Below are 23,456 nucleotides of genomic sequence, written 5' to 3'. Positions count from 1 at the left end.
GGTGTTGAATGCATATCTTGCGATTACCAAACAGGCCACAACGGATTTAAACGCACAAAAGATAACACTCTGTCAGGCTGTACAGAATCCCCCAGACAAAGGGAAAGACAAAGCGGCACTGTACGAACAGGTTATCCAAGGGCATAAGTCTGCATGGCAATTAAAAGGGCAACAGGAATGGTATCAAGCCCGTTTTGATCAGTATAAACAAGCGCTGGAAGCAAATTTAAGTCTGTCCCGAATAAATGAATTTGTGATGGAAAATGTCTCACCGCTGCTGATCGGTCATGGTGGAGTTTCGGCATTGGAAATTTCGCTCACATTGCACCGTATCTATGGGGTTCCCTATATTCCTGGCAGTGCGATCAAAGGGCTGGCAGCACATTATTGTCACCATGTATTAGGAAAGGAAAATTCCGATTTTCTCGCAGACCATGAATACTACACAGCTCTGTTCGGCTCTCAGGATCAGGCGGGCTATATTTGTTTTCACGATGCGTGGGTAACTCCCCATTCGATCGGTAGTGCGCTCGTACAGGATGTAATGACACCGCATCATCAAGCCTATAACGCCATTCAGCTACAGAAACTTGATCCAAAGATGGATGCTGCACCGCGCGATGACGACGATCCTATTCCGCTTCCATTTTTGGCGGTATCTTCTCACTTCCGCTTCGTGCTTACCTGTGCTATAGACGGATTGGAAGAGGTGCAAACCAAACAGTGGCTCAACATCGCAGAGGAAATTGTAGTGCACGCACTGGAACATGAAGGAATTGGCGGCAAAACGAATGCTGGCTATGGACGTATGGTCAGGGTAACAGGGGAGTGAACCGGATGTCGAAAAAGAAACGATCTCATAGATCAATTCAGCAGGAGATCAAAGAGGACGCGACCAAAGTGATCCAACAGATTTCCCAAAACTATATACATTTGGAAAAAAGCATTACCAGTCAGCTCAACATGGCGGCGGAAAGACATCATGTGACCAGTGGAACCTTTCGTGAAGATATCTGGAAATCTCTGTTCGAGCAGATTATTCCTCGTAAGTTTTCCATTGAACAATCGGTATTTCTTATTGACTCACACGGGCACGTCTCCAAAGAGGTGGATCTGGCCATTTTTGATGAACAGTATACCCCTTATATTTTTAGACACGGTCGTATTAAATATATTCCGATTGAAGCGGTTGCCGTGGTTGTGCAATGCAAGAGCAAGAATGTGATGAAGAAAGATATGAAGGTTCTCACGGATTGGTCACGAAGCATTACAAAGCTGAGTACTTCTCTCAAGTCGATTACGCGTATGTTTAATGGTATCGCTATGGGAGAATATTCATATGAATCAGATGCTAAAGGTAAGCTACTATTACCTATGTCTAAGGAGAAGGAACCTAAACCAGACGAGAGAAAAAAACTCACGCAAACATCTACGCGCCCGATCCAGATATTGTGTCATACTCTGAGTAAGAGTTCGACTAGATATATTGAACCTTTTGATATTAATATCCATCCCGAGGGTGAGCGGCTTAAGGTGAGGCTGTCATCTCGTTTGCAGGATCTTGCTTCGTGGAGTGACGCATTAAATCATAAAGAGAACGTCAACTACGATGACATAAAAGCAAAATTCAAGGCGGAAAATCCATCTTCTGTGTTAGAGAAAGCTTTGCTAATGGAGAACTACCGTGTGTATGAGAATCGAGGAAAGCAACAAGAAATTGCATTACTTTCTCTTACCTTTCAATTGAATCAATTGTTGATGCTCATTAACAATCCTATTTTATTTCCACATATGGCCTATGTAAATATGTTTAACAATAACAGTAAATAGGGGTTAATTAGTGCGAACCCCAAGTGCACATGAAATCCCCGGAACATTCGCACCCCGCGCCAGACAAGGGATTCAGCGATTTTGGGGTGTGATTTTTAACATTTATGGGTGAGTTGAAAAGAGATTCGCGAAAAAGCGTTTACAAAGCTTTGCTGGGTAAGGCTTTGTAACGCGTGCTGTCGCTCCCTACATGGGAGCGTGGATTGAAACACGGCAATCAGCGCAGAAGCTATTATTATCTATCCCAGTCGCTCTTTATGTAGGAGCGTGGATTGAAATCGCGTAACCGTAAGTGTGAACACATTCCTTAAGTTGAGTCGCTCTTTATGTAGGAGCGTAGATTGAAATTCATCAACAATAAATCCTAATTTTTTGTAAATTTTAGTTGCACCTTATATAGCAGCATGAATTGAAAGCACGTATTTTTCATACCACACATGTAGCACAGCTATGACATTCCTCATTTTTCTTTGAAACATAAAAAAGGTTTGCCTTAGAACTTGGCAAGCCTTTTTTGTGTTGGTTAAAATGCTAATGGACTCATCTTGATGAACTAACTTTTTTATAGTTGTGGAACTGCTCGGACTACCACCCTAAAAAGCTGAACACCAAAAAAGAAGCCTGTTTTAAAACAGACTCCTTAATCTATTCCTACGCTTAACATGCACAAACCACGCTATTCTGTTTCTTCAAACTGCATTAGCACGGAAATGTCCTTGATCTCCAGAGCATGAGCGATCTTTTCAAGCATAAGCAAGTTTACTTCTTGTCTTCCATTTTTACAAAGCTGCGAGATTCTTGCTTGATTAACACCTGATTTTTCCGAAAGCTGCATTTGCGTCATATTGCGCTCTTTTAACACTTCTTTGAGCCTTATATTTAATTTTAGCAAGAAAAAGAAACCTCCTAAAAACTCATTGACATTATTCATTTATGCGAATAATATAATGCATATACGATTTATTCGCCAATGCGAATATACTACAACCCAAAGGGATGTAACGAACATACCCTTAGCTTTGCTATTGCTATTTTACCAGAATTTCAATGGAGGATGATACCTGTGACTGAAAAACGGAAAGCGAATGTGCAAGCGATCAAGGATATTGTACGCATGAATCAGGTGTGGGAGCAAGAAAAGGGAGAGCAGGAAGCAGCAGAGCTACACTATTATCATATTGTGGATGCACTTCAACGAAAATGGCAAACCATCGGTGTCAATGTTTCGGACGCGATTGAGGTTTTTGAAAGAGGGCATAACGATGCATGGACACGGATTATTGAGCCAGCTCCTTGGAACCCTAATTTAACCACTAATGATTTAATTCACCTGCTCAAAATCAGTCCCGACGCTGTGCAGATGCGTCATGCTATGCAAATCATACTGAATAGCGTTGAAAGACGCAATGCTTTCATCCATCGTATCATCAATGTGAATGAACAGACAATCCAGCAGCTACTCTACCTGATGAAAGACGAATACCTGCGTTATGAGCAACTCTCGAATGAAGCCTTTATGGCGATGTATGCTATGAATCCGGTCGAAGCCTTATCTGTATATTTTCTGGAATCCGTAGATGTGCATATGTACTGGGAATGGTGTGATGCTGGCGGTACAGGCGAACAGGCCATTCAGTATAAGCATGAGGACCCTCACATGACGTTGATTCAAGCGATTGAAAGAGTAGAAGAGGAAATGTATGCCCGTACATAACAAACCATAGGTGTAGTTGCTACGCTGACGACAAAATGGCTTGGGTGGGCAGTTGGCTAGTCTCCTGCAAAGGATGTGAGGGCTGTGGAGGTTAAAGATGCTTTGACATTAATGATGATGTTCGGTACGCTGCTGGTTGCGTTGATCGGATTAATTGTCACCATCTTAATCGCATTGAACCAACACAACAGAAAGTAGACGGCCCACTTATAGCGAATTTCAAACCCGTTTGTTACCATTCAATGAAATGGGTATAGACCATACATCATAGAGGAGGACATATATATATAATGGATATTCAACAAAAGAAAAAAGAGTTGAAGAGAAAATATAGGGGGCAACTATGAATATACCTGAGAGATACATCAAAAATTTTCCAGCATATGAGGACGTATTTGTTGGCGATCTTGAACATTATCAGAAGCATTTTTTGCCAATTTGCTCGATTAATCTTCAATTTTTGTTCCCGGAGCAGGACGAGTGGTTGCATTTTGTTTCTGTAAAAGAAATTCACGAGGGCTGTGTAGGTGAGGATACCCAGTCATTTCACACCACATTCACGAAGGAAGATATGCTGGGGTTCGATGTGATGGATGGTAAATACAAATTCGAAGCGGATTGGGATTATTTTATCCTTCATCAGAAAGAGCAGTTGGAAGCTGCCTATGAAGCGCTGAAATCCACCGGGGATAAAGCAAATCTACGCATGAAAAGGAAAGTCATGTCTCTGGATGAAGTGGAGCGTGCATATGTAGCTAATGAACAAGATTATCAATCCCGCAAAGCGTTTTTCCTGCAAAATAACAACATTTACCCTTATTCCTCTCTTGGAGATGCCAAAGAGTCTGTAGAAGAACTCACCCGTGATTTTGAGGAAAAGAAATCCAGCGGTTGGGGGGTGAGTTTTCCTGAAGTCAACGGTATATTGGATGATATCGCATTTCAGTCCGAAGAGGCCCAAAGCTATATAAAGGAATATGGTGAATCTATCGAAGAGATGCTCCAGTTCGAACATACCAACTTGCTTCATGTACCTAAACGCGCCAATGGTGAGACTTCTACCTATATCGGTTCTTTCACGGGATATTATTTTCAAGCGTTCGGGGCAGATAAAGTCTATTTATTTTATGATAGAGAATTGGGTAAAGCGGTTATTTGCTTCGAGTATTCGTAGGTATATAGAAAAAACTCCCGAGAAGGGAGTTTTAAACCTTATTTCTTATTCATCTCCACATTATGCTCTTTGGCAAGTGCGTTTAGCTTTTCAGCAAAATCTCTGGATAAATTGTTACCCTCGCTGAGTTTGGTATTACTATCATTGATTAAAGCCATATCCTGTTTTTCAAAGCCATCTACCATCGAGATGAGTGCTTCTTTTTGGGTGCTAATCGCCTTGATGTAGATTTCGTGGACAGCTCGCACTTCAGGAGTTTCTGTCTTTATAGCTTCTGCTTTATCAAGATACTTGGTGTATCCAGGGATAATATCGTTTCTTAAAGTGTTATATAGTGTTTCATCGTCTGTATATTTATCTCCGGTCACGGATTCATATTTGGCAGTTACTGTTTTTTCATCTTGTGCCAAGGGAAGGATTCCATCATTCACATAAGTAATTAAATCTTTTTTAATAGGATCGGTTGAGCATGCTGCCAAAATAGAAAAACAACATAATACTAACATAAATACGCTTAACTTCTTCATCTGTATTCCCCTTTTTTATGTATGTTTATGGGTAATTCGATGTGACTTGTAGTAAAAAAAGAACTATCCATATCTTTTATTATATCGTATAAATAGGAGAATGGCAGGGTTTTTATGGTAAAATAGTGTCGAAACTAAGTTAATTGATCTGCTCACTAAAAATAGGGTACTATATAGAAGCCGATTCGGTGCGAACCCCAAGCGCACATGAAAATCCCGGGTCCTTCGCACCTCGAAACTTGTCGAAAAGTATTGGAATGGCTTTTTATCCTTAAAAGTCAATAGTTGATCCAAGCTTATTAGGCATCAGTTTTTACGATAATGTGTGGAATTGATATCGTTAGGGTATGAATTACTGCATTTTCGCTGTCGCACTCTACATGAGTGCGTGGATTGAAATAATCTGAATTAACACAGGTGAAATATGACAAGTAGTCGCACTCTACATGAGTGCGTGGATTGAAATTGCGGTATTACCCATGACAATGGAGGGGACATGAGTCGCACTCTACATGAGTGCGTGGATTGAAATACCTAAGCTATGGATGAATGCCTCTACTGCTATACAAAGTCGCACTCTACATGAGTGCGTGGATTGAAATAATAACAGGATCGTATAACCTGATAATCACACCCACGTCGCACTCTACATGAGTGCGTGGATTGAAATACCGTACTCCACAGAGGTTTGAACCAAACCACCAGGTCGCACTCTACATGAGTGCGTGGATTGAAATATCCAAAACAAAACGGTCAAGACACGCAAGTATCGTCGCACTCTACATGAGTGCGTGGATTGAAATCATCATGGAGCAAGCTTCCCACTCATATGAGCGAAGTCGCACTCTACATGAGTGCGTGGATTGAAATTACACCTTATTGTATGCCGCCTTACGTGGGTTACGGTCGCACTCTACATGAGTGCGTGGATTGAAATTGACCTAGTTTAGCACTATTATCCCTAAACACTGAGTCGCACTCTATATGAGTGCGTGGATTGAAATTCCAAGCGCATGAGCAGCGTCATGATCGACAACCGTCGCACTCTACATGAATGCGAGATTAAAGCACAGCGCTCAAAATAACTTTTTACGTGTTTTACGAAAGGTGCATTATGTGCGCTCAAGATATGTGTTCAAGTTTTTTAGCTTGAAACTCAAAAAAAGGCTCCCTTTTAATTAGGGTAGCCTTCTTCGTCGTGATTTTTAGGATAAAAAAGTAGACAGGGATGTTCAGTGCTCTGCCTCAGGCATAGTTCCAAAAGCGGTGACAAAATTATCACGGATTACAAATAAGAATATTTGAAGAAGTATCTTCCATTAGAACCAGAATTGCTTTATGATAGAGATAGACAGCATAGAAGTTTTCCAGATGTATCTGGGGAATAGCGGAAATTTCTTAAAACATTCGAGAGGGGATTTCAGTATGAATAGGTTCAAAAAGGCAACTTCGGTTATGCTAAGCACGGTGCTCCTGCTTTCTTTCGGGATGACTGCGAACGCGAGTCAAAGCACAGAGGGTAAAACGGAACAGGCGATTAAAGCGGAGTCCAATGTTCAGCTAACAACTGAAAAAGAAAGCGTCATTAAAGATTTAACACGGGCAGACAAGCCCGCAAGCATTACAGATTCGGTGTACACCATTACAGAAAACATCAACTTGGCAGCACCGCAGAAATCTGTTTTGAAAAAGAAAGTTACCCCTTCGCTGAAAGCAAGTCCAAAGTCAGCATCAGCGAATGCCACAGCTACAGCGTCCTCCGCTACATATTCCGGTACGATTACGGAAGAGGGAGGTACACAGTTTTTATATCCGATCTACTTGCAGTCCGGCGAACTGTTGCAGGCTCAATTGGACGGGCCGTTTTCAGCACAGCTTGACTATGACTTGTACCTATATGAGTTTGATATGACGACAGGTGATATTAATTCAAATCCAATAGACGTCTCCAACTACGGGACTTATGTTAACAATTATGAACAAGGAGCTGCGTCCCTTCCCGAAAACGTAGAAGCTCGCAATACAGCCGGTTCTGAAAAGGCTTATGCGATTGCAGTCCATGCCAAGAAGGGCTCTAGCATTAATGATCTTTTCTATTTAACTGTAGCTGTAAGCTCCAACTACGATGCCTATGAGCCGGATGACAGTGCCTTCCATGCTTATAATTTTACTGTTAATGACAAGGGTTCCTCGATTAACTTCCGCACCATCCATTCCGGTATTGATAACGATTGGTATCAAGTTACAGTACCGGCAAGCCGTAATTATGATGCATTAAATGTAAGGCTGGATAGCACCTCGGAAAGCTATGGGTACAAAGCGGAAGTATATGCAGCTCTTACTGGCAATCAAATGGTGCTTCTGCCACAAACGAATCATAATGTTACCTTAAATACAGGAACCTACTACGTGCGAGTGTACACCACAAGTCAGTATTCAGCCGACCATTTGTATACACTAACGATCAAACCGGTACTCAAGGCTGGGAAAATTGAAATTACCGGCTATAACTCCAATGGCTATTATGACTATCCAACTTACTCATACGGTCGTCATTATCGTATTAATGGAGGCAGCAGCCTGATCGTGAATGGTGTCGTTAAAACGACGGATGGTCAACTGGTTCCCAATGCGCCTGTCACTGTCGCTTGGGTGGATCAGAACTGGAGCGAGGGCAGCGGTAACCGTACCAGAACAGCTTCTACGTATACGAACAATAACGGGGCATTCAGTGTGACACTATCCCTTCCACAATCTACAGGAAGAAATGTAGATTATTTGGGTGACATTGGTTCTACGCACTATTATGATCTTACAGGGGTAGCGGCTCAGGTCGACGGCACCTCGATTAGTGCAACGGATATTATTTATCTTTTTGCTTACAGTATTAGAAATTAAGCATTTTTTAACATAGTAGAGTAATACATAAGAGTCGTTTTTTTCGCAATGGCTTGCTGAGGCTTTCCATTATCGAAAAAGGCGGCTCTTTATGTTTTTTTTGATTCAGCCACATCATATGACTATATACGCCATTGGTCCTGATATCACATATTACAAATAAAAATATTTAGTACAGTATCTTCCATTAGAACTAGAAGTGTTTTATGATAGAGTCATACAGCCTAGAAGTACCCTGGTTTATCCGGGGAATAGCGGGAATTCCTTAAACCATTTGAGAGGGGATTTCAGTATGAAGAGATTCAAAAAGGCTATTGCAGTTATGCTAAGCACGATGCTCCTGTTTGCTTTCGGGTTGACTGCAAACGCGAGTCAAAGCACAGAGGGGGTATCGGACCAAGCGATTAAGGCGGAGTCTGATGTTCAGCTAACAACTGTAAATGAAAACGTCATTAAGCAGCTAACGCGGGCAGACAAGCCGGACAGTATTACTTCTTCGGTGTATGCAATGAAGGAAGATATCAACTTCAAAACACCAGAGACACCCTCATTGAAAAAAGAAACTGTTCCTTCGCTGAAAGCAAGCCCAGCGGCAGCCACAGCCACAGCCACAGCTTCTTCTGCTACGTATTCCGGTACGATTACGGAAGAGGGAGGTACACAATTTTTATATCCGATCTATTTGCAGCCTGGCGAATTGTTGCAGGCTCAGCTGGATGGTCCATTTTCAGCACAGCTTGACTATGACTTATACTTATACGAGTTTGATATGACGACAGGTGACATCAACCCCAATCCAATAGATGCTTCTACCTACGGTACTTATTTTAACAATTATGAACAGGGGGCTGCATCACTTCCCGAAAACGTAGGAGCGCGCAATGCTATCGGATCCGAAAAGGCTTATGCGATTGCAGTTCATGCCAAGAAGGGCTCTAGCATTAATGCTCCCTTCTATCTCACTGTCGATACAAGTTCCAGCTACGATGCATATGAACCGGATGAGAGCGCTTTTCATGCTTATAACTTTACCTTTAGTACGGGTGGATCTTCCCTTAACTCACGTTCCATCCATTCAGGCATTGATAACGACTGGTATCAAATTACGATCCCTGCGAGCCGCAATTATGATGCATTAAATGTAAAGCTGGATAGTACCTCGGAAAGCTACGGTTACAAAGCGGAAGTTTATGGAGCTCTCAGCGGCAACCAGATGGTGCTTCTCCCGCAAACGAATCACAATGTTTCTTTAAATACTGGAACCTACTATGTACGAGTATACACAACCAATCAGTATTCAGCTGACCATTTGTATACACTAACACTTAAACCGGTACTTCGGGCTGGAAAAATTGTAATTAACGGTTACGACTCTTCTAAAAATGGCCCTAATGACTACCCAACCTATTCTTACGGTCGTCATTACCGTGTTACTGGAACCAGTGATTTTACTGTGAAGGGTGTCGTTACTACAACTGATAATTATCCTGTTGCAAATGCGCCTGTTGATATGACATGGTTAAATCAGAACTGGACTGAAGGCAGCGGCAATCGCACTCGTACAGGCACAGCTTATACGGATCAGAATGGGGCCTTTAGTGTTACCGTTTCCCTGCCACATTCAACTGGAAGTATTGCGGAATACCTGTCTGGACCAATCAGTTTTACACACTATTTTGATCTCTCAGGGGTAGCTGCTCAGGTTAGGGGTACTTCGATTATAGACACAGATATTGTATATCACTTCGCTTACAGTATTTATGGCGGTTGATTAACTGCTTTAATATTTGTTCATTTTTTAGGACAAAGCATATATTCATTCCATATGTGCTTTGTCCGATATATATAGAAACAGGGTCACATTACATTATACATACGACTTAGAGTGCCTGTTACCAAATGACAGGAGGAAATGAAATGAATTTTGAGCCCCTTAGAATGCAACGAGCCGTTATTAACACTAGTAGCTTGCGGATAAATCCGGCAGCAAAGCAAGCCCAATCCCCCCAGCTTTATGAAGGAAAACGCTCCGAATTGGTTATTCAAGACTCCGTAGAGATTAGCGAAACCGGTAGGCAGCTGGCTGAAGGAGCTATTGTATCACAGTCTGCTAAGTATTTCGGTACAACCCAGATCAACGATTCATTAAACCGAGTTTTAGAAGGTCAGCCAGAAGAAGTCTCCAATGCGGTGTACAGTATGATTGAATCCAATTTTATCGTCAATGGTACAGTAACAGATGAGAGCCAGCGAACCGTGCTACTGGAGATGGGAGTTTCCCAATCCAAGTATATTGCAGACCACTATATGGAAGGTGACAAGGCCAAAGAGTTTTTGGAAACCATGAACCAGATAGCTGCTATTGCTTTGACACGATCAATTGATCCAGAGACCGGAGATATTAGTTACACGACTCCAATAGACCGTCCGCTAGGTGCCCCTGAGGATTACGTCAAAATGTCGGAATTGATGAAGCAGGCTGACCCCCAAAAGTATACAGCATTCATCAATGACATTAAAGGTGGAGGGAATGGACTGAGTCAGCTGATAGATTTTGCCCAAAAGGTTCCTCAAAACCCCAAATGGATTGAGAAATATAAGGAACGTACAGGAGAGATTGCGGAGTTGCTAAATAACACGCGAATAGAGAACCGGTTTGACAAGGCTGATACGACTTCAGCTTCCGCATTTATGAACAGTATGCAAAATATTCTTAAGGAATCTTCCGCTATACAGGACTCATATAGTCAGAACTTGCGCGGCTTTTTTCGGAACTTGGGCATTCACGTTAATTAAGTCTTCAAGGCTAATCCTGAGATGTGGAATAATGTGGAATACAAGAATTTATGAATTTTAAATGATGTCGTGCTGTTTACATTACGTTTAGAACGAAGTATAATAACTTCAAAACATACTCGTTGCATTGAGGAAGCACCTCAAACTTAGGCTTAACCGCCTTCGTTTGGGGTGCTTTTTCTATTTTGGCCGAAACGAGTTTGTAAAACTCTTTGAAAATAAAATAAAGCAAGGGAGAAATGTATGTATCCAAGAAATAAGCGAAAGGTAAGGAAGTATAGCAAGTGGGTATATGGATTTTTAGCTGTAATGATCATGTTAACCGCCCTCCCTATATTTCCAGAGAGGGTATCAGCTGCTACCCAAGAGATCATCGGTGGACCCTTTTGCCAAAATAATTTACCTGGTGGGGGTGACAGTTGGGGATTATGGTCAGGAAATGGAATAGGAGCAACTGAAGTTTATAATGGTACGGGTTCAGCAAGATATAAATGCGATGGTACTACGCAGCCTGCACACCGTTTTGTTGATATTGGAAGATCTATTAAGACATCGGATTATAAGATTTTTGTTTATATCGAAGGGTCTTACCATACTAATATATATGTTTCTAATGCAGCAGCGGGTAACAGTTGGCAGCCTAATGGAACGAATTTATATACATGGACCGATGTCACAAAATTTTATGCCAGTAGCTCTTATCAAGGGAAATGGGTAGAGATCACAGACTCTATTACGTTAAAAGATATTCGGTATTTTAGAGCTATGGGTACTAACCAGCAGACTAGTAATGAAATATCCAAGTTTGGAGTCCGTGTCATTCCCAAATCAGATCTGATGCCTAAACCACCCCAGATTAATGCAGGGGCTGAGGGCCAAGCAAGTACGGGATGGACCAAAGGACCTGTAACGGTTTGGATCAATGGAGACGTGGCGCCTGAAGGGCTGAAATACTATGAATACAGCCTAAATGGTGGAGCATTTCAACAGTACACAGGACCCTTTACTGTATATGATCATGGTGTAAATACAATCTATGCCCGGACTGTAGACGTGAACAACCAGTACAGTGGTCTTTCTTCCGGGAATGTCAGGATAGACAAAATGCCGCCGACGCCACCGATCATAAGTGCAACTGGCAACAGTAATGACTATACCATTACAATGCAGCCAGGAGCGGACGACTATTCTGGGCTGGCCCATACACAATTTCGCGTGACGGGCGTTATTAATCAAGGTTGGCAAGATTATGGTGGAGCATTCCATGTTAATCAAGATGGCAAAAGCACGGTTTATGCCCGCTCCATAGACAACGTGGGTAATGTGAGCCAAGAAGTAAGCAAGGAAGTCACTATTGATAAAAAGGGACCGACTGCTCCTGCTATCCGAGCTAGCGAGGTGGGTCCAACGATCAACAATGTGAATATTGCCATTGATTCAGGAAGTGATCCTGCAAATGGAATCAAGATGACGCAGTATCGTTTGAGTTCAGCAGGGGAGTGGCAGACATACAATGGTGTTTTTACATTAAATGCGGAAGGGCTGTACGAACTATCAGCACGGACAATCAATAATCTGGACGTGCCTAGTCCAATCGTGACTCAATCGGTCATGATTGATCGAACCAAGCCAACGCCCCCGGAGGTTACGTTTTCCGAGGTAACGATGCCCACCGGATACACCAATAAGCCAGTACAATTTGCTATTTCGGGTGGAACGGATATTTCAGCAATACATTACGAATATCAAATGGGCTCTGGCAATTATGTTCCTGGTTCATCGGGAGTATTAAATAGTTCTGGCATCGTAAAAGTGACTGCTCAAGCTGTGGATGCGGCTGGAAATCGGAGTGATCCGGTGTTCGCAACATCTTATGTTGATTTGGAACCCCCTACGATCCAGCTGATACCGGATTCGCGTGAATGGAAGGATACGAGCATTCAAGTGGGGATACGATATGCGGACCAACATTCGGGGATCGAACCATCCACGATGCAGTATAAAATCACGAACAGCCCTGATGTACCCGAGCATTGGGATACAGCTGCTGATACAGGAATTCAGATTAACCTTTTAAATGAAGGTGAATGGTATGTTCATGCCAAGGTTAAAGATCAGGCGGGTAACATTTCTGAAACGGTCAGCAGAGCACTTCGCATTCAGAAGCAGCCTCAGCCGGCTGAGCTTTCTGCGTCATCCGTACGAAATACAGAGGTCGATCTGCAATGGACTCTTCCATCGGGCCTTGATGATGGTTACGTCTATACCATCCGAAATTTAACGACGAATGAGATTTGGGATGTTACGCATCCGACAAATTCTTTTACAGACAAAGGGCTACAGGGAGGGCGTCAATACGAATATGAAGTGCGTTCCAGTAATCACGTGGGGGGCAATGCTTATTCCAATCGGGTTCGTGTGTTAACGTTACCTGATGCCCCGGATCAGATCCGATTACGAACCATTTCTCGTACTTCAGCACAAATCATGGCTGATTTTACGCCAGTGCTTTCAGCTGACAACTATAAGATTACAGCAACGGATGTTAGTACAGGCGAAGTTATATTTAAGGATACTGTTACACAGGATGTGTATAATCCAATTACGGGAATGAAACCGGGAGAATTTTACGATGTTTCTGTATCAGCTATGAATGCCAGTGGAGAGGGTGCGGCCAAACATGTGTCTTTTTTAAGCCTGCCAGGTAGCCCAAGCGGATTCCAAAATGTAACCGTGAAGGACGATGGAATCGACTTGAAATGGAATCGTGTAATCACGGCGACATACTATGCTCTGGAGCGGGACAAAGCATCTGTTTATAAGGATGTGTATACTGAATTCGCTGATCACGGACTTCAGGCAGGAACGGAGTATGATTATTCCATTTCCGCTGAAAATGCAACCGGCTTTGGAGATTATACTCATTTAGGGGTCATCACATTACCTGATCGGGTAACTACGCTGGCTAGTGTGGAGAATGATGTATATTCTGTCAGTGTAGGTTGGCAAGATGTACAAGGGGCTGACGGATACATCTTGAATGTTAATGATGAGCCAGATGTACGGATTCCCCGAGGAAGCCATGTCTATACTTTTAATGGATTGCCCGCGGGTATGACCGCAAATATTCGAATACGAGCCTACAATCGAAGTGGTAGGGGTGAAGATACGACTATCAACGCATTAACACTACCTGCATCGGTTGTACAACTTGTTGCAGTAGATGTTCGGGAACATGATGCTGCCATTGTATGGGACCCAGTCGATGGGGCGACCAAATATAAAGTATCAATCAATGGTCAGGATTATTACAGCACTGAATCACGTGTAGTTGTATCCGGATTAGAAGGTGGAAAAAAATACGATTTTCAGGTAAGCAGCGGTAATCGTAGTGGGTTCAGTCAGCCTGTGCGGGAAAAACTGCTTACGCTTCCACCTCAAGTGCAAAACGTCAAAGTCACAGAGCTAGGGAATGGCCAGATTTTGCTGAACTGGGATGAAACCAAAAATGCTTATCAATATGCTGTAATTCGGAAAGATACTGGTGAAATCGTGGATACCAAGGATACTAGTATTAAGCTTTCAGGTATCCAACCCGGTACGATGTACTCGTTCGGCATTCAAGCTGTCAATACAACGGGCGCAGGTGAGTGGACTCCATTTACGTATCGTGCGCTCCCAGGCCAAATACCAGATCATGAGCTGACATTTAAAGATGTAACAGATACCAATCTGGTAGTTACGTGGAAAGAAGCTCCTGGTGCGGATACCTACCATGTATACCAAAATGGGCTGCTTATCGGTCATACGGCCAACTCTAATTTTAAAGTAGATAGCTTGGACAGCTCCACGGTGTATCGTATTACCGTTAAACCGGTTAACACAAGCGGTGAAGGTAAACAGACAGAAGGCGAGGTAGAAACGTTACCGTCTCCAGAATTTGCGTTTTCGAAAACAGAAACGACCAATAGCGAGTTTATGATCCATTGGGAGTCAGAACACAAAAATGATATTTTCGTGCTCACCAGTGAAGGGCAAACAGAGTTATATCGTGGTAAGGATCGAAGCTTTATTTGGGGTCAACTTAAAGAGAAACAATCGTATGCTGTTCAGCTTTGGGCAGAAAACAGCCAAGGGAAGCGTACCATTGCTAAACAAGCGAACGGTAAAACAACAGGGAGTACTGAAGCCTCAGCCTCAGGCGGTGGAGCAGGAGGTGGGGGGATTGTTAAGCCGATTCAGTCCGATGTAGAGGAGTTGACTGAAACAGCAATCATTCAAGCACCTTCAGTCGAAACGAAGCCCAATCGTTTTAGTGACATTGAACGGGCATTTAATAAAGATAAGATTAATGCCCTTGCAGATTTGGGGGTAGTGAAGGGTATGACCCAAACCCTTTTTGAGCCGAGCAGACCTGTAACACGTATGGAGTTCACTTCGATGCTCGTCCGTTCCCTGAAATTACCGCTCGAAACGGATATGGCTTTAAGCTTCGAGGATATCAATCCATCGGCGTGGTATGTTGATCTACTAAAAACAGCGATTAAAGATCAGGTCGCTCGGGGATTTAGTAACAAGGTATTTGCTCCAGAACGCGTCATTAATCGGGAGCAGGCGGCTAAAATGGTGAACAACGTTATCAAGGCTACGCCACAACAAGAAAGCAATATCTACTCAGATGCCTCTCAAATTGTGGAATGGGCCAGAGAAGATGTACTTGGTCTAACCGAAATTAATTTAGTACAAGGATATCCAGATGGAAGCTTCCGTGCAAAACAGGAAATCACACGTGCCGAAGCGGCTGAAATGATTTATAACATGATTCAAAAAATTCAATAAAAAGAAGGGGGTGGCATTAGCCAGCCCCTCTTTTGTATATGTGCATATAGGAATTGATGCAGTATGCTCACATTGATTTTTATTCCGCAATAGCGGGATTTAAATTGGAATTTCTATAGGCTGGAACGCCATTGATTGAAGCGGTTCTTAACTGAATATATCGTACACCATAATAGGTTGTTGTATTATTCAGACCAGATGAAAGTACAGTTATTTTATAATATTGAAAAGGAATCTCATTGCTAAATTGGTAAGTCGTTTTTGCAGTAGTTGGCACAGCTTCTACTTCACCTAATCTAAACCAATTTTCTCCGTCGTTTGAACCATGAAGAGAAAACGTAAGAATAAAAGCTTTAAAGGTTGGCTGAGCCAAGAGGATATCATTAATCGTTTTGCCTTCATCTAATTTGAAAATCAATTCTCCACCTCTACCGCTTAAGCTGCTCTCCCAAGAAAGATTATTATCAATTAAAATATTTTTTGGAAAAGTATTTTTGGAATCACCATTAGTTGAAACATTTTCTTCTGCTATAACGACAGGATCAATTGAAAAAGAATAATCGTTTGGATTCTGACTAAATTTTGTCATGTTGGATTTCCTCCATTAGTTAAATTATTTAATATTGTTGAAATTATTATTTTATATTCATATGAATCTCTCAATAAATGTATTCCCTAATATAAAATACATATTGCGACTGCCAGAAAAAACACATCAATACTCATCAACAGGTAGAGATTGTCGTCTACATAGCTTCAAATGGACTGAAGTAAACCCGGGTTAGATATAGCACTTGATTGCTTCAATTCGTAAATGAGCGCAAGGCTGTATATACAGTTATTGCTAGAATGCTGTTGATGACGACACATACAGTAAAAGCAACCCCCGCGTATTCCTAACATTAAGATGGAACAACTGTTCAAATGGTTTTATGATTGAGTTTAAGTGATATAATTACGAAAAAGGCCCCTATTGACACCCTAAAGCAGTTCATATATTTGCGCTTAACACGTTTTACCCCTTCTGCTTGTAAAATTTATGGTACAGCTTCATTAATGCACGCTTTTCAATGCGAGACACATACGAACGCGAAATCCCCAGCTCTCTGGCGATTTCCCGCTGTGTACGTTCTTCACCTCCGGCGGCCTTGATCAGGCCGATGGTACCGATGGATATGAGGTCCCCCAAATCTTCACCGGTTTATCAAATTTAAGGAAGGCGGAACGTCTACTCATCCAAAATAACCTGATAAAAACAAGCCGGAGGCGCATGTTGGGCAGCACTCCGGCTTGTTTTTATATGTTGAGGTTCATCCTGCTCGTAAGTAAATTCACTCTTGCTATAAGTCGTAATTTAAGATATATTATTAATTAAATAAATGATCATTTAATTAATTAACGAAAGTTTAGCTTAAAGAGAGGGGAATACATTTGGCAAGACCCATCAATGAAGAAAAAAGACTGGAGCGGCGTAAACGTATCCTAGAAGAAGCTGTTGTCCTGTTCGCAGAAAGTGGATATTCGAATACCACAACGGCTATCATTGCGCAGAGTGTGGGAGTGACTCCTGGAACCATTTTTCAATATTTCCCTAGCAAAGAAGCTTTATACTACGCAGCTGTCCTTGAGCCGCTTGCTGATATTCAGGCGAAATCGCTTGCTTGTCTACAACAAGAGGGGACGCCGGGCGTATTGATTAAGAACATGGTGGCAGAACAATTCAACCATATCTACTTCTATATAAATGAATTACGGCTTGTTCAATCTGTCTTAGGACAACGAATAAGATTTCCTGAACTTACACAGAAGGTCCTTGAAAGTATAAAGGTAATGACAGATGCGATCGAATGCGTCTATGCCAAGGGACAGTTAATGGGAGAATTCAACAAAAGCTTTTCTCCAGCAATGATCTCTCGTGCCTATATCTCTTTCTTAAATGGAGTGGGCTTAACTCTTGGAGAAAGTATTATTCATCATCCCGAGTGGGAAAATCTGAAGGGGCATGCCTTTTATTTGTTTGCACCCATACAACCTAAAGAAAAACTGGAGGAGTCTGAATGAGTCAAACATCATTACAACCCGATCTGACATTAAACGTTCGTGTGAAAAAACGGAAGAAAATTTTATGGAGCATAGGAATCGTGCTTTTGCTTGTGATGGCTCTTGTATTTTTTATATCTTATAAAGTAGTAGACACCTTGTTGCACCATCCTAGAGACACTAATGTCAGCTACGAATTGAATATCAATAAAACTCCTTACGAAGAGGTCGAGTTCAAGAGTTTGAAAAATGATAATACGATTAGAGGTTCCTTCTTCCCTGCAAGTGGTCTTTCTGGTAAAGCAAGTAATAAGACGATTATTGTCGTCCATGGATATACGAGCAATCGTTTAGTCAAAGGGCGGACGCCAAAGTTAGTAGAGCATTTCGTTCCGAAAGGCTACAATGTATTGGCATTTGACCTCAGCTCGCAAGGTAAATCCGATGGTGATTTGATTACACTGGGCCTCAATGAAAAATACGATTTGCTAGGAGCTGTAAGCTATTTAAAATCCAGAGAACATACGGGTGATAACATTGGAGTTATCGGCTTTTCAATGGGTGCTGCTACTTCTTTGCTAGCCGCAAGTGAAAGTGATGACATCAAAGCCGTAATTGCGGATAGTCCTTTTCGTAATGCTGGTCTATTTCTGAGAGAGGGTTTGCCCTTCTTTTCAGGTTTACCTGCGTTTCCATTCAGTTATACATCGACATGGATGGCAAATTGGGCCTTTAAGGTTGATCTTGATTCCATATCTCCTATGGATGCGGTAAAAAAGATGCAAGACAAGCCAGTTATGCTCATTCATGGTACTGGAGATCAGCAAATTAGTTATAAAAATACAGAAATTATTTACGAGTCATTAAAAGATAACCCAAAAGCAGAAGTATGGTACCCGCAAAATACAGAGCACATCGATGCCATCAACCATTACCCTACTGAATATTTCAAAAGAGTAGATCGCTTTTTGGATGAGTATGTAGGAAAATAAATTCAATCCAAGAGAGCCAACTAGCGGAGGAGCTTGTCCTGACGAAGTAAAAATACCCAATAATATCAAGCATTCTTAGCCTGTAGTGTAGAAAACCACTACAGGCTTTTATTTGCGTTTTAAATGAAAATATATAGCAATATAGTTATTATTGAAGCGGAAAAACCTTGAAATACAAGTAAGGATAGAGAGAATAACTGAAAAGACTTAACTATTACCCCTTCTGCTTGTAAAATTCATGGTACAGCTTCATTAATGCACGCTTTTCAATGCGGACACATACGAACGCGAAATCCCCAGCTCTCTGGCGATTTCCCGCTGTGTACGTTCTTCTCCTCCGGCTTCCAGGCCAAATCGACCAATAGCCACCTCTTTTTCACGCTCATCAGTTAATGTTATTGTAGCACTTCCCTTGAATTTGGCTTCAGGTGCAAGCTGTTGCAGCTTTTCCATAACCTTTCCGGCCAAAATGAATGTTTTTTGCTCTTCTTTGTTCGAATATAAGCGGGATGTACAGGTTCTCTGTATTATAGCCGTCTCTTTTCTTTTTGATTTTCGCACTCAGAATGTTTGGATCATTGATGATCTCAAGCTTAAGCCATTCGCTGTACACTCCACCCACTGCACCAGATCGCGCTTTGAAATGGGACTGGTCTATATTTCTGATCAGCTCGTTCATGATTTATACATACCTGTAGTTATTAAATTTCTTTTCGATATCTTTAGCAAATTTTCCGCCCTCATCGGCTAAATGTTTTCTCATAAAGAATCCACCAAAACCATTTATCCATGCTGCAAAAGCCAGTAGCCGAGATGGAAAGTCCGCTCCAATCGTACAACTAAATTCGCAAGAGTTGTTATCAATAGGCGTGACCTTCATTTCCCATGGAACTCCAACAATGGCTGGTATCCATCGCCATATATACGCTTCTGTCCTGTCAGAGTAGAAACGCAAATGATCCTCGGTGTGCTCTTTTAATTGATAGTGCTGAACAATCATCTCATTCCCCATATTTTCCACATTAACCATATAGAATTCTCCATCTTCAAAATAACTGCCCATTGCCTTGTGAGCTTTTGAAAATGATTCATATTCAGCTGGAGTCATCTCAGTTACCCATTTGTACAAATCCACATTTTTAGCTGCAATCTGCAATTTAAATTTCTTTGTCATTCTCATATTCATTATCCTTCTTTTCCGTAATTTTTCTTGTGAGTCCATCGTGCCAATTCATAATCATTTCAAAATATTCTTTGCCAAACATCAACGTCGCGTGCTCATATACATTCATCTCATGAACGTGTTTCTCTTCTATCAAGGCAAGCTTGTTATATTCACAGGCGACAGTGGTTTGAAAGCTGGCGATTAATCGAACAACCTCAAAATCGTCAAGATATTTATAGAAGAAAAGCTTATTCAAATACTCATAATTAAAAGGGGAAAAAGTACATGGTGTTTTTAACCATTCTATAAATTCACTCTTCCCTTTTTCCGTGATACTATATGATTTTTTGAATCTGCCTTCCTCTACCACTTCTTCATACTTGATAAGCTCCCCCTTTTCCATTTTTTTCAGCATAGGATATATACTTCCGAAGCTGGCGTCAATAAAGTTGGAAGTACTTAACGTCATCTTCTGCTTGATTTCATATCCTGTCATATCCTTTTCGCAGAGGAACCCAAGTATTACATAAATCAACATAAAATCTATCCCTTCTTTCCTGGCTCAGTGAATTATCCTTCTGAAATCAAAGGGAATTTATCTCTGTTCACATATAGCTAAGTTATATCTATACATTCTATATATATCGTTTCGATATATATAGAATGTATAGATTGACGATCGATTTGTCAATAGCGCTTGCTAAAATTTTATTTGAAAGATTATTTAAGCTACGCTGGACTAGAATCAAAGAATGACAGTACTGCGCTTTCAATATAAACAAAGAAATCCAAAAGGATGTTATCCCTTTAGATTTCTCAAAGTAAACTGCAATTTTCAACATCTCTATCGCTTCACCTTATAAAACTCATGATACAGCTTCATCAGCGCCCTTTTCTCTATTCTTGAAACATAGCTGCGCGAAATGCCCAGCTCTCTGGCGATTTCCCGCTGTGTACGTTCTTCTCCTCCGGCTTCTAGGCCGAATCGACCAATAACCACTTCTTTTTCGCGCTCATCCAAAATATCCAGGTTACGATAGATTTTACTCTTCTCTATTTTGAGCTGTACCTTATCCACAATATCGTCCGCCTCGGTGCCGAGGATATCAATCAAAGTAATTTCATTGCCCTCTTTGTCTGTCCCAATAGGATCATGGAGAGATACGTCTTTGCGTGTTTTTTTTAGTGAGCGAAGATGCATTAAAATTTCGTTTTCAATACATCGGGCCGCAAACGTTGCTAATTTGGTACCTTTTCCAGTCTGAAAGCTCTCAATCGCCTTGATCAGTCCGATGGTGCCGATGGATATGAGGTCCTCCAAATCTTCACCGGTGTTATCAAACTTTTTCACAATATGAGCCACCAGCCGCAGGTTATGCTCAATTAGTGTGTTGCGGGATTGCGTATTGCCTTCGGCAAACAGCTTCAGGTGTCGGGCTTCCTCTTTTTCAGTCAATGGCTGCGGAAAGGCGTTGTTTTTCACATAAGAGACGAGCAGCGTCAATTCCTTGATGAACAGAGCGATAGCGCTAAATAGTCCGGGCACGGATGACACCTCCTGAGGTAGTTGCGAACTTGCCGGCCTATGGTACTTACCGGGCTTGTGAGTCTGTTTATTGTATGTGGGCAGGTGCCCATCCGTGCCTGTACTCCGAAAACTGTTTTGCCACAATTTATGGCTATACCTTATTTGCGGGTAGGGATTTTTTACATTGAAATACCATAATTTAACACAATTCCACATTTCAAATCGTATTCTATAGACAAATAACAGAATATGGAGGTGTGTAATGATAAGAGGGCTTATTGTTTTTTTGCTGGCTGCCATTTTATCCGTACAAAGTGCTTATGCAGAACCTGTAGTGAACATGCAGAGGGCAGCAGCAGGGTATACCCTGAGCTTCCCAACCTCTCGCTATCCGGAAACCGGGGCGCATATTAAGGATGCAATTGCAGCCGGTCATTCTTCGGTTTGTACGATTGACCGAGACGGAGCTGAGGAAAATCGCAAAGAGTCCTTAAAGGGATATCCGACCAAAAAAGGATATGACCGTGACGAGTGGCCGATGGCGATGTGTGCAGAGGGAGGAGCAGGGGCAGACATCCGTTATATAAGCCCTAGTGATAATCGTGGCGCAGGATCATGGGTAAGTCATCAATTGGAAGATTATCCGGATGGAACGCGGGTTAAATTTATAGTGAATTAGTGAGGTCTAGAAATTAGACGTTAGTTATGTTGGCACAGGAAGAACCGTTTTGGCTATCTTAAATCAAGCGGAGTTATCCCTACTTTACGGGACGGCTTCGCTTTCTTCATTTTTAATGTCATACGGTAGAAGAAGCACCATGATTGATATGGAAGAAGGAAGTTTTATTTTTCGTACGATGACTCTATGAGAAAATTTGATTATACTTAAATAACTTAAGTTGTGAAAAGCAATGGACATGAGGTGGAAGCAGATGATTTTGGTAAGTTCGTGTTTGGCAGGGATGAAGGTCCGGTATAACGGGACGGATAGCTTGGACGTACATATTCAGAAGTTGGTTGAGGAAAAGAAGGCTGTGACGATCTGCCCTGAGCTGTTGGGGGGCTTTATGACGCCGAGACCGCCTGCTGAAATTGTGGGCGGGACAGGGGAGGATGTACTGAACGGTACAGCCAAGGTGGTTGAGTCCCTGGGTAATGATGTCAGTGAGATGTACATTAGAGGTGCATACGAAGCTTTGAACATAGCTAAAGAAATTAACGCTACGCTCATTATTTTAAAAGAAAACAGTCCGTCCTGCGGATCAGCCGCCATCTATAACGGGTCATTTGAAAACCGGAAAATAGCAGGTAACGGCGTAACCTCGGCTTTGCTGAAAAAGGAAGGCTTTAAGGTAATATCGGAAGAACAAGTGTCGGAAATTTTCCTGCATGAGGATATTTAGCGGGTTGGGAGACATGCGAGTCGGGATAAAAAACGGACTTTGAACTCTTACAATACTCATGAAAGAAAGACTCCTGGTGTCAGAAGAAAATAAAGTATTAGACTGTCGTGGCCTCATTAAGCTCCCTCAATATGATTTAGTTTCCTCACTCAGGCTCATGAATTCGCAGGATTTCACCCTTAGCTAAGGGTGAGGTAAGTTTAATTAGGAGAAAAGAATGGGCTGAAGCCGTTCTCAACAAGCTCTATGTAGGAAATGCTTATAGTATTGAACCATTGTTAACTCAAATTGAAGTAAGCCAATACCGAGATATAAAACTACAGTGGCTACGCAATAAGGACAATGAACCCCAGATTACCCCAATTTATTTAAAAGAAGATATGGTTAAGAGTTTTGTTACAAAGACATCACATGAGCTTAACGACTTATATAAAGAATGGGGAATCGAGTCTCTCTAAGCAAGATATATTTGAGCTAACGGGACACGGTAGTTGAATATCACGCATTGTTGAGCAGGCGTTACAATCTGCTCTTTTTATTAAACTCCCTC

At 41.8% G+C, this 23,456-nt stretch carries 21 protein-coding genes, 2 pseudogenes and 1 CRISPR repeat array; of the genes and pseudogenes, 13 read left to right on the top strand and 10 right to left on the bottom strand.

From position 1 onward, the window contains the following. The first annotated feature begins 4 nt into the window (after positions 1-4). Complete coding sequence (gene cmr6, locus ACWXW9_RS27815) at positions 5-832, top strand: type III-B CRISPR module RAMP protein Cmr6 (protein ID WP_494932026.1); 828 nt, start codon at positions 5-7, stop codon at positions 830-832. A 5-nt stretch (positions 833-837) separates the two neighbouring features. Next, a complete protein-coding gene (locus ACWXW9_RS27810) occupies positions 838-1,830 on the top strand; it encodes a DUF6602 domain-containing protein (protein ID WP_494932025.1) in 993 nt (330 codons plus the stop codon). Between the two features lie 676 nt (positions 1,831-2,506). Here ACWXW9_RS27810 and ACWXW9_RS27805 read toward each other — a convergent pair. Further along, entirely contained in the window at positions 2,507-2,722 is a 216-nt protein-coding gene (locus tag ACWXW9_RS27805) for a helix-turn-helix domain-containing protein (protein WP_014282582.1), read from the bottom strand. A 171-nt stretch (positions 2,723-2,893) separates the two neighbouring features. On the opposite strand from ACWXW9_RS27805, the gene ACWXW9_RS27800 reads away from it, so the two are divergent. From ACWXW9_RS27800 to ACWXW9_RS27790, 3 genes are all read left to right on the top strand, one after another. Next, positions 2,894-3,544, top strand: coding sequence for a Fes1 domain-containing protein (locus tag ACWXW9_RS27800; RefSeq protein WP_494932024.1), 651 nt, complete (start codon positions 2,894-2,896; stop codon positions 3,542-3,544). An 84-nt stretch (positions 3,545-3,628) separates the two neighbouring features. Further along, a complete protein-coding gene (locus ACWXW9_RS27795) occupies positions 3,629-3,742 on the top strand; it encodes a putative holin-like toxin (protein WP_223264084.1) in 114 nt (37 codons plus the stop codon). Between the two features lie 145 nt (positions 3,743-3,887). After that, positions 3,888-4,718 carry a siderophore biosynthesis protein gene (locus ACWXW9_RS27790; protein WP_494932023.1) on the top strand — a complete coding sequence of 277 codons (831 nt, stop codon included), beginning with the start codon at positions 3,888-3,890 and terminating at the stop codon, positions 4,716-4,718. 38 nt (positions 4,719-4,756) lie between these two features. Here ACWXW9_RS27790 and ACWXW9_RS27785 read toward each other — a convergent pair whose 3' ends face one another. Continuing rightward, positions 4,757-5,245: a hypothetical protein gene (locus tag ACWXW9_RS27785; protein WP_494932022.1), complete on the bottom strand. Its 489-nt coding sequence runs from the start codon at positions 5,243-5,245 to the stop codon at positions 4,757-4,759. A gap of 368 nt (positions 5,246-5,613) precedes the next feature. After that, positions 5,614-6,249: a CRISPR direct-repeat array (repeat unit 32 nt; unit sequence GTCGCACTCTACATGAGTGCGTGGATTGAAAT). 421 nt (positions 6,250-6,670) lie between these two features. Here ACWXW9_RS27785 and ACWXW9_RS27780 point away from each other — a divergent pair. The 3 genes from ACWXW9_RS27780 (at position 6,671) to ACWXW9_RS27770 (ending at position 10,939) form a co-directional block, all read left to right on the top strand. Then, positions 6,671-8,143, top strand: coding sequence for a hypothetical protein (locus ACWXW9_RS27780; protein ID WP_494932021.1), 1,473 nt, complete (start codon positions 6,671-6,673; stop codon positions 8,141-8,143). A gap of 292 nt (positions 8,144-8,435) precedes the next feature. After that, positions 8,436-9,914: a peptidase associated/transthyretin-like domain-containing protein gene (locus ACWXW9_RS27775; RefSeq protein WP_494932020.1), complete on the top strand. Its 1,479-nt coding sequence runs from the start codon at positions 8,436-8,438 to the stop codon at positions 9,912-9,914. Between the two features lie 146 nt (positions 9,915-10,060). After that, complete coding sequence (locus ACWXW9_RS27770) at positions 10,061-10,939, top strand: hypothetical protein (protein WP_494932019.1); 879 nt, start codon at positions 10,061-10,063, stop codon at positions 10,937-10,939. 152 nt (positions 10,940-11,091) lie between these two features. On the opposite strand, the gene ACWXW9_RS27765 is transcribed toward ACWXW9_RS27770, so the two are convergent. Continuing rightward, positions 11,092-11,256, bottom strand: coding sequence for a hypothetical protein (locus ACWXW9_RS27765; RefSeq protein WP_494932035.1), 165 nt, complete (start codon positions 11,254-11,256; stop codon positions 11,092-11,094). Between ACWXW9_RS27765 and ACWXW9_RS27760 the strand changes: the two genes are divergently transcribed. Continuing rightward, positions 11,183-15,778, top strand: a complete 4,596-nt coding sequence (locus tag ACWXW9_RS27760) for a fibronectin type III domain-containing protein (protein ID WP_494932018.1) — start codon at positions 11,183-11,185, stop codon at positions 15,776-15,778. The two genes, ACWXW9_RS27765 and ACWXW9_RS27760, sit on opposite strands and share 74 nt — an antisense overlap. A 79-nt stretch (positions 15,779-15,857) precedes the next feature. Here the strand turns inward: ACWXW9_RS27760 and ACWXW9_RS27755 are convergent, their stop codons facing one another. After that, on the bottom strand, positions 15,858-16,367 hold the full coding sequence (locus ACWXW9_RS27755) for a discoidin domain-containing protein (RefSeq protein WP_494932017.1): 510 nt from the start codon (positions 16,365-16,367) through the stop codon (positions 15,858-15,860). Between the two features lie 426 nt (positions 16,368-16,793). Next, positions 16,794-16,955: pseudogene (locus tag ACWXW9_RS27750) on the bottom strand (sigma factor-like helix-turn-helix DNA-binding protein); the annotation flags it as partial. A gap of 254 nt (positions 16,956-17,209) precedes the next feature. On the opposite strand from ACWXW9_RS27750, the gene ACWXW9_RS27745 reads away from it, so the two are divergent. Both ACWXW9_RS27745 and ACWXW9_RS27740 read left to right on the top strand, forming a co-directional pair. Beyond that, positions 17,210-17,839, top strand: a complete 630-nt coding sequence (locus ACWXW9_RS27745) for a TetR/AcrR family transcriptional regulator (protein WP_068496096.1) — start codon at positions 17,210-17,212, stop codon at positions 17,837-17,839. Then, a complete protein-coding gene (locus tag ACWXW9_RS27740; RefSeq protein ID WP_494932016.1) occupies positions 17,836-18,810 on the top strand; it encodes an alpha/beta hydrolase in 975 nt (324 codons plus the stop codon). Before ACWXW9_RS27745 ends, ACWXW9_RS27740 begins: the two co-directional genes overlap by 4 nt. Positions 18,811-19,024: 214 nt before the next feature. On the opposite strand, the pseudogene ACWXW9_RS27735 reads toward ACWXW9_RS27740, so the two are convergent. From ACWXW9_RS27735 to sigK, 5 genes and pseudogenes are all read right to left on the bottom strand, one after another. Then, positions 19,025-19,200: pseudogene (locus tag ACWXW9_RS27735) on the bottom strand (sigma factor-like helix-turn-helix DNA-binding protein); the annotation flags it as partial. A 34-nt stretch (positions 19,201-19,234) separates the two neighbouring features. Then, positions 19,235-19,489: a hypothetical protein gene (locus ACWXW9_RS27730; RefSeq protein WP_494932015.1), complete on the bottom strand. Its 255-nt coding sequence runs from the start codon at positions 19,487-19,489 to the stop codon at positions 19,235-19,237. A 3-nt stretch (positions 19,490-19,492) separates the two neighbouring features. Next, positions 19,493-19,990, bottom strand: coding sequence for a hypothetical protein (locus tag ACWXW9_RS27725; protein WP_494932014.1), 498 nt, complete (start codon positions 19,988-19,990; stop codon positions 19,493-19,495). Further along, positions 19,968-20,513, bottom strand: a complete 546-nt coding sequence (locus tag ACWXW9_RS27720) for a PadR family transcriptional regulator (protein ID WP_494932013.1) — start codon at positions 20,511-20,513, stop codon at positions 19,968-19,970. The genes ACWXW9_RS27725 and ACWXW9_RS27720 overlap by 23 nt, the downstream gene beginning before the upstream one ends. Before the next feature lie 306 nt (positions 20,514-20,819). Next, on the bottom strand, positions 20,820-21,521 hold the full coding sequence (gene sigK, locus ACWXW9_RS27715) for an RNA polymerase sporulation sigma factor SigK (RefSeq protein WP_494932012.1): 702 nt from the start codon (positions 21,519-21,521) through the stop codon (positions 20,820-20,822). 244 nt (positions 21,522-21,765) lie between these two features. Between sigK and ACWXW9_RS27710 the strand changes: the two genes are divergently transcribed. Further along, a complete protein-coding gene (locus ACWXW9_RS27710; RefSeq protein ID WP_494932011.1) occupies positions 21,766-22,182 on the top strand; it encodes a NucA/NucB deoxyribonuclease domain-containing protein in 417 nt (138 codons plus the stop codon). 253 nt (positions 22,183-22,435) lie between these two features. Next, on the top strand, positions 22,436-22,906 hold the full coding sequence (locus ACWXW9_RS27705) for a 2-thiouracil desulfurase family protein (protein ID WP_494932010.1): 471 nt from the start codon (positions 22,436-22,438) through the stop codon (positions 22,904-22,906). Positions 22,907-23,456 lie beyond the last annotated feature (550 nt).

Source organism: Paenibacillus sp. LT-B23 (assembly GCF_059417685.1).
The sequence above is the reverse complement of the archived record's forward strand: the minus strand, read 5'-3'. Positions and strand labels throughout refer to the sequence as shown.

Bases quoted from the DNA above. Each gene is read 5' to 3' on its own strand.
- ACWXW9_RS27810 (WP_494932025.1), top strand. From the start codon at position 838: ATGTCGAAAAAGAAACGATCTCATAGATCAATTCAGCAGGAGATCAAA.
- ACWXW9_RS27790 (WP_494932023.1), top strand. From the start codon at position 3,888: ATGAATATACCTGAGAGATACATCAAAAATTTTCCAGCATATGAGGAC.
- ACWXW9_RS27785 (WP_494932022.1), bottom strand. From the start codon at position 5,245: ATGAAGAAGTTAAGCGTATTTATGTTAGTATTATGTTGTTTTTCTATT.
- ACWXW9_RS27780 (WP_494932021.1), top strand. From the start codon at position 6,671: ATGAATAGGTTCAAAAAGGCAACTTCGGTTATGCTAAGCACGGTGCTC.
- ACWXW9_RS27775 (WP_494932020.1), top strand. From the start codon at position 8,436: ATGAAGAGATTCAAAAAGGCTATTGCAGTTATGCTAAGCACGATGCTC.
- ACWXW9_RS27770 (WP_494932019.1), top strand. From the start codon at position 10,061: ATGAATTTTGAGCCCCTTAGAATGCAACGAGCCGTTATTAACACTAGT.
- ACWXW9_RS27760 (WP_494932018.1), top strand. From the start codon at position 11,183: ATGTATCCAAGAAATAAGCGAAAGGTAAGGAAGTATAGCAAGTGGGTA.
- ACWXW9_RS27765 (WP_494932035.1), bottom strand. From the start codon at position 11,256: ATGATCATTACAGCTAAAAATCCATATACCCACTTGCTATACTTCCTT.
- ACWXW9_RS27755 (WP_494932017.1), bottom strand. From the start codon at position 16,367: ATGACAAAATTTAGTCAGAATCCAAACGATTATTCTTTTTCAATTGAT.
- ACWXW9_RS27740 (WP_494932016.1), top strand. From the start codon at position 17,836: ATGAGTCAAACATCATTACAACCCGATCTGACATTAAACGTTCGTGTG.
- ACWXW9_RS27730 (WP_494932015.1), bottom strand. From the start codon at position 19,489: ATGAACGAGCTGATCAGAAATATAGACCAGTCCCATTTCAAAGCGCGA.
- ACWXW9_RS27725 (WP_494932014.1), bottom strand. From the start codon at position 19,990: ATGAGAATGACAAAGAAATTTAAATTGCAGATTGCAGCTAAAAATGTG.
- ACWXW9_RS27720 (WP_494932013.1), bottom strand. From the start codon at position 20,513: ATGTTGATTTATGTAATACTTGGGTTCCTCTGCGAAAAGGATATGACA.
- ACWXW9_RS27710 (WP_494932011.1), top strand. From the start codon at position 21,766: ATGATAAGAGGGCTTATTGTTTTTTTGCTGGCTGCCATTTTATCCGTA.
- ACWXW9_RS27705 (WP_494932010.1), top strand. From the start codon at position 22,436: ATGATTTTGGTAAGTTCGTGTTTGGCAGGGATGAAGGTCCGGTATAAC.